Annotated in this window: 1 pseudogene; it reads right to left on the bottom strand. The window is 71.9% G+C overall.

What is annotated here, in order from left to right:
• Positions 1–194: 194 nt before the first annotated feature.
• Positions 195–1464, bottom strand: a pseudogene (locus C1J01_RS48020) (hypothetical protein); the annotation flags it as partial.

Below are 1464 nucleotides of genomic sequence, written 5' to 3' on the forward strand. Positions count from 1 at the left end.
GGCGGTGGCGTACGTGTTCGCGACGCCGTACGTGCTGCCCTGGTACGACGGGCTGGCGCTCGGGCTGCTGGCGCTGGTGGGCGCGTCGGCGGTGGACGGGTTCGTGGTGGCGCACCTGATGGTGTTGTCGCTGGCCTACCTGCCCGCCCGGGTCGAGGGGCAGCCTGACGACCTCGCCTGGCTCAGGGAGGTCGTCAGGCCTCAGCTCGCCTGGGTGCTGCTCGCCCTGACGGTGGCGCTGGTGGTGTGGGCCTGGCGAGCTGCAAGGCGCGTACGCACGCCGCCAGTGTCAGCGGCACCGCGACCGTCAGCGCCATAGCGGGGATGGCGATGCCGGAGTCGTTCATGAGGAAGCCGACGAACGCGCAGGTGAGCGCGCCGAACAGGCCCGCACGCAGTGTCGGGGCCACCGCGTACGCCTGGCCGAGCGCCGAGGCGCCCCAGCGCGACGGCCGGGCCAGCACCAGGAAGAGGAAGGCCAGCGCGACGAGCGAGAGCAGGGTCAGCGGCAGGTTGCCCACGGTCACGCCGATCATCGCCATGAACTTGCGGCCGACGACGGTCAACGCCTGGCCGTCGATGATCTGCTGGACGAAGTTGCCCAGGTGGGTGCGCTGGTCGTCGGGACGCAGCCAGTCGAACACCGACAGCGCGCCCACCAGCGCCGCTCCGGCCAGGCCGACGAGCAGCAGCCGTACGAGGGAGACGCGTCTGCCGGAGAGGAGGATGAGGAAGACGGCCAGGCCGACCACGAACGCCGGGACGCCGCCGAAGTCCGCACCCCACGAGGGCCATCCGTCGGCGAAGACCGCGAAGGCGCCGTACGCGCCGCACGCCGCGACCACCACGACTCTCGACACGCCTCTGCCGAGCAACCACTGGGCCACTCCGGCGAGGCCGAGGATCGTGCCCGTGGCGTAGACGGCGAAGGCGATGTTGCTGAAGCCGTAGAAGCGGCCGCCGGTCACGGGCTCGTAGCCGGTGACGGCGTTCACCTGGAGTGTGGAGCCGGTCATGACGTCGAGCAGCAGAGCGAGCGACGTGACGGCGGCGACCACGGTCAGCGGGCCCAGCACGTGGGCGCGCCAGGGGCCGGCGAAGGCGGCGGCGGTGATGAGCCCGGCGATGGCGAGGATCGTCACGATCACCGACAACATCGGCACCGGGAACGTCCACCACGGCACGAGCTGCGCCAGGAAGGTGGAGACCGCGATGGCCCCGCTGACCACCGCGACGGCCTGAACGGACTTGAGCACCCCGGAAGCCCCCGCTGTGCTGCCGGTTTCGGGGAGCTGGACGTCTGCTGCCGCCCGGGTCCCCGCGCCGGCCGTCATCCCGGCCTCGCTGGGCTGGGTGTCCCGGGTTTCGGTGGGGTGCGTGTCCCGGGGTTCGGGGATTTGGGCGTCGGTCGGGCCGGGTCCCGTTTCGGTCGGCTTGGCGGCGGTTCCTGTATGGGTGGGCTTC

Source organism: Nonomuraea aridisoli, from assembly GCF_003236395.1.
Lineage (GTDB): Bacteria > Actinomycetota > Actinomycetes > Streptosporangiales > Streptosporangiaceae > Nonomuraea > Nonomuraea aridisoli.